The sequence below is a fragment of the Amycolatopsis kentuckyensis genome (assembly GCF_002155975.1).
Lineage (GTDB): Bacteria > Actinomycetota > Actinomycetes > Mycobacteriales > Pseudonocardiaceae > Amycolatopsis > Amycolatopsis kentuckyensis.
The window spans coordinates 1-4,224 of the sequence record NZ_MUMI01000644.1; the positions used below are offsets into that span (position 1 = coordinate 1).

Genomic DNA, 4,224 nt, shown 5'->3' on the forward strand with positions numbered 1-4,224 from the left:
GCTCGGTGGTGGGCGGGGTGTGGGGCTGCGGCTCAGCCATGCGGACAGCGCGGGACAACGGCGCCGCCAGCTCGACTTCACTCGTCGTCCGGTGTGGAGGCTCGGCGGGCACCCGCGCCAGTTCTCGCCGCTCCGCTGCGGTCGGTGGGCCGGGCTGATGCCCGGCCACCGCTGCCGTGGGTGGGGGCTCAGCCACGGGCGTGGTCCGGGGCTCCGATGGACAGGTCCGCTTCGATGGCCCGGGCCGTCTCCAGGAGTGGGGGGACCAGGTCCTTCTCCACCGACTCCGCCGTTGTGCGGCTTGCGTGGGTCGAGAGGTTGACCGCCGCCACCACCTGGCCTGTTCGGCCTCGGATCGGGGCCGCCACCGAGCGGAGGCCTTCCTCCAGTTCCTGGTCCACCATTGCCCAGCCCTGCTCTGCCACCTTGGCCAGCTCCGTGCGCAGGGGGGCGGGGGCGGTCACCGTGTGGTTTGTCAAGCGGTTCAAGCTCGCCACCTGGAAGTACGCCTCCAGGTCCGGCTCGGCGAGCCCGGCCAGGAGGACGTGGCCCATCGAGGTCGCGTGCGCCGGGAAGCGGGTTCCCACGTTGATGCTCACCGTCATGATCCTGGAAACCGCCACCCGGGCCACGTAGACGATGTCGGTGCCCTCCAGGACCGAAACCGAGCTCGACTCGTGGACCCGTGCCGACAGGTGCTCCAAGTGGGGCTGCGCCACTTCCGGGAGCGTCATGCTCGACAGGTACGCGTAGCCCAGCTCCAGCACCCGGGCCGTCAGCGAAAAGTACTTGCCGTCGGTGCGGACGTAGCCCAGGTCGGCCAACGTCAGGAGGAACCTTCTCGCCGCCGCACGGGTGAGGCCCGTTGCGCGGGCCACGTCGCTCAAGGTCAGCTCGGACGCTCCCGCGTGGAAGGCCTTGATCACCGCGAGGCCGCGCTCCAGCGACTGCACGTGGTGGGCCCCGCGGTGCGCCGGTTCGCTGTCCAGGCGGACGTCGAACTGCGGCCTCGTCACGTCCATGCCCGGCACCCTATCCGGCGTCCCTCGGCACGGCGGTCGGCTCGCCGAGCTCGGCCAGGGTGCGCTGGGCGATGGCGAACGCCGCGTTCGCCGCCGGTGCGCCCGCGTAGACCGCCGTGTGCAGCAGGACCTCGCTGATCTCCGCCGCCGTCAGGCCGTTGCGGACCGCCGCCCGGACGTGCATCGCCAGCTCGTTGTGCGCGTGCAGCGCCGTCAGCGCCGCCAGGGTCACGCAGCTGCGGGTGCGGCGGTCCAGGCCGTCGCGGGCCCACACCGAGCCCCACGCGCCCTCGGTGATGTAGTCCTGGAACGGGCGGCTGAATTCCGTCGTACCCGCGACCGCGCGGTCGACGTGCTCGTCGCCGAGCACCTCGCGCCGCACCTTCATGCCCTGCTCATGGCGGTCCGTCACGCTCGCTCCAAGTGGTCCAGGATCAGCCGGGTGAACTCCCCCGGCCGCTCGTAGCTGCCCAGGTGCGCGGCGTCCGCCACGACCTCCAGCCGCGCGCCGGGGATGCCCTCGGCGATCGGCCGCGCGTGCTCGGCCGGCGACGTGGCCGGGTCTTCCGCGCCCGCGATGACCACCGTGGGCGCGGTGATCTTCGGGAGCAGGTCCAGTAGGTCCATCCGCTCGATCGCGCCGCAGCAGGCCGCGTAGCCCTCGGCCGGGACCGCCGCGATCATCGCCCGGAGGAACTCGGCCCGGTCCGGGTGCCGCTCGCGGTACCCCGGGGTCAGCCAGCGTTGCACGCCCGCCTCGGCCACCGCCGCGGTGCCCTCGGCGCGGACCGTGCGGGCCCGGTCCGCCCACATCGACGGCGGGCCGAGCTTCGCCGACGTGCAGCACAGCACCAGGCTCGCGATCCGGTCCGGTGCGTGGATGCCGAGCCACATCCCCGTCATGCCGCCGAGCGACAGGCCCACGTGGTGCACCCGCTCGACGCCGAGCTCGTCGAGGAGCGCCAGGACGTCGGCGCCCAGGTCCTCGAGCTCGTAGGGACCCGGAGGGACCGGCGACGCGCCGTGCCCGCGCGCGTCGTAGCGGACCACCCGGAAGCCGCGCTCCACCAGCGGCGCGACCTGGGGCTCCCACATCCGCAGGTCGCTGCCGAGCGACCCGCCGAACACGACCACCGGCCCGTCCGCGGGCCCTTCCACGACCCGGTGCAGTTTCACGGCACTCATGGCGTCACACCCGGAAGAAGACGGTCTCGCCGTCTCCCTGCAGCCGGACGTCGAAGCGGTAGCCGTCGCCGGTCTTCGCCGCGATCAGCGTGCCGCGCCGCTCCTCCGGGACCGTCGCCAGCACCGGGTCGGCGGAGTTGTCCTGGTCCTCGAAGTAGATGCGCGTGACGACCCGGTTGAGCAGGCCGCGCGCGAACACCGAGACGTCGATGTGCCGGGCCTGCGGGACGCCGCCCTCGCCGGGCACGACACCCGGGAGCAGGGTGAGGATGCCGTACGTGCCGTCGGTCTCCGTCGGGCAGCGGCCGAAGCCGCGGAACTCGCCGTTCGCCGCGCCGCGCGGGTCGTCCGGGTGGCGGAAGCCGCCGTCCGGATCGGCCTGCCAGGTCTCGATCATGGCGTCCGGGACCGGGTCGCCGTTGCCGTCGCGGACGGTCCCGCGGATCCAGAACGCGCCGGGCGTGCCTTCGGGCACGACGTGCGGGCCGTCGGGCCAGGGCAGCCCGATCGACAGGTACGGGCCGACGGTCTGCGAAGGGGTGGGCAGCAGCCTGGGCATCAGTCTTCGTCCTCCTCTTCCTCTTCGAACACCGACGCGTCACGCCCGCGCAGCACGATGTCGAACTGGAACCCGAGCGCCCACTCGGCCTGCGTGATGTCGTGGTCGTAGCGCGAGACCATCCGCTGCCGGGCCTTCTCGTCCGGGATCGAGTTGAAGATCGGGTCCTGGGAGAACAGCGGGTCGTCCGGGAAGTACATCTGGGTGACCAGCCGCTGGGTGAACGCCGAGCCGAACACCGAGAAGTGGATGTGCGCCGGGCGCCAGGCGTTGTCGTGGTTCTTCCACGGGTAGGCGCCGGGCTTGATGGTGGTGAAGGTGTAGCGGCCGTCGCTGTCGGTCAGGGTGCGGCCGACGCCGTCGAAGTTCGGGTCGAGCGGGGACGGCCAGCGGTCGCCGGTGTGCCGGTAGCGGCCGCCCGCGTTCGCCTGCCAGATCTCGACGAGGGAGTCGCGCACCGGGCGGCCGTCGCCGTCGAGGAGCCGTCCGGTGACGATGATGCGCTGGCCCTGCGGTTCGCCGGCGTGCTGCCGGGTGAGGTCGTTGTCGTGCTCGCCGAGGCGGCCGGGGCCGAGCAGCGGGCCGGTGACCTCGGTCAGCATCTGCGGGAGCAGGACGAGGTCCTGCTTCGGGTGCCGCAGCGCCGTGGAGCGGTAACCGCTGGAGTCGAGGGGCGGGTGGGTGCCTTCGGGGTCTTCCCCGTAGCGCGGCAGCCGGAATTCGGTCGGAGTGGCCACGTTTCTCTCCCTTATCGGCCTTCGAGGACGACAGCCAGGCCCTGGCCGACGCCGATGCAGATGGCAGCCAGGCCCCAGCCCCCGCCGCGGCGGTGCAGGTCGTGCGCCAGGGTGCCGAGGATCCGGCCGCCGGACGCGCCGAGGGGGTGCCCGATGGCGATCGCGCCGCCGTGGGTGTTCACGATCTCCGGGTCGAGGTCCTTCCAGTCGCGCAGGCAGGCCAGCGACTGTGCCGCGAAGGCCTCGTTGAGCTCGACCGCGGCCAGGTCGTCCCAGCCGATCCCGGCGCGTTCGAGGGCGATCTCGGCCGCGCGCACCGGGCCGATGCCGAAGACGTCCGGGTCGACACCCGCCGCACCGCGGCCGGCGATCCGGGCGAGCGGGGTCGTGCCGAGCCGGCCCGCGGCGGCTTCGTCGCCGAGGAGGAGCGCCGAGGCGCCGTCGTTCAGCGGGGAGGCGTTGCCCGCCGTGACGGTGCCGTTTTCCTTGCGGAACACGGGCTTCAGCTTGGCGAGCTTCTCGGGGCTGGAGTCCGCGCGGATGCCTTCGTCGCGGGCCAGGTCGACGCCCTCGACCGGGACGACCAGGTCGTCGTAGAAGCCCTCGTCCCACGCCTTGGCGGCGTTGACGTGGCTGCGGGCGGCGAAGGCGTCCTGCTCGTCGCGGCCGATGCCGTAGCGCTCGGCGAGCTGCTCGGTGGACTCGCCGAGGGAGATCGTCC

Annotated in this window: 6 protein-coding genes; all 6 read right to left on the minus strand. The window is 72.8% G+C overall.

From position 1 onward, the window contains the following. Positions 1-188: 188 nt before the first annotated feature. Positions 189-1,022, minus strand: coding sequence for an IclR family transcriptional regulator domain-containing protein (locus tag CCN39_RS44625; protein WP_086852880.1), 834 nt, complete (start codon positions 1,020-1,022; stop codon positions 189-191). A gap of 10 nt (positions 1,023-1,032) precedes the next feature. After that, the gene (pcaC, locus tag CCN39_RS44630; protein WP_086852872.1) at positions 1,033-1,434 is read right to left on the minus strand and encodes a 4-carboxymuconolactone decarboxylase; all 402 of its coding nucleotides are present in this window, start codon (positions 1,432-1,434) and stop codon (positions 1,033-1,035) included. Then, positions 1,431-2,207 (minus strand): 3-oxoadipate enol-lactonase, encoded by a 777-nt coding sequence (gene pcaD / locus CCN39_RS44635; RefSeq protein ID WP_086852874.1) that lies wholly within the window; start codon positions 2,205-2,207, stop codon positions 1,431-1,433. The genes pcaC and pcaD overlap by 4 nt, the downstream gene beginning before the upstream one ends. A 4-nt stretch (positions 2,208-2,211) precedes the next feature. Then, positions 2,212-2,766: a protocatechuate 3,4-dioxygenase subunit alpha gene (pcaG, locus tag CCN39_RS44640; protein WP_086852876.1), complete on the minus strand. Its 555-nt coding sequence runs from the start codon at positions 2,764-2,766 to the stop codon at positions 2,212-2,214. Further along, positions 2,766-3,503, minus strand: a complete 738-nt coding sequence (gene pcaH / locus CCN39_RS44645; protein ID WP_086852878.1) for a protocatechuate 3,4-dioxygenase subunit beta — start codon at positions 3,501-3,503, stop codon at positions 2,766-2,768. The genes pcaG and pcaH overlap by 1 nt, the downstream gene beginning before the upstream one ends. Positions 3,504-3,514: 11 nt before the next feature. Continuing rightward, positions 3,515-4,224: thiolase family protein (locus tag CCN39_RS44650; RefSeq protein WP_143264399.1), on the minus strand; the 710-nt coding region annotated here is incomplete at its 5' end.

Excerpts from the sequence above, each read along its gene's own strand:
- pcaG (WP_086852876.1), bottom strand. The coding sequence starts at position 2,766 with ATGCCCAGGCTGCTGCCCACCCCTTCGCAGACCGTCGGCCCGTACCTG.
- CCN39_RS44625 (WP_086852880.1), bottom strand. The coding sequence starts at position 1,022 with ATGGACGTGACGAGGCCGCAGTTCGACGTCCGCCTGGACAGCGAACCG.
- pcaD (WP_086852874.1), bottom strand. The coding sequence starts at position 2,207 with ATGAGTGCCGTGAAACTGCACCGGGTCGTGGAAGGGCCCGCGGACGGG.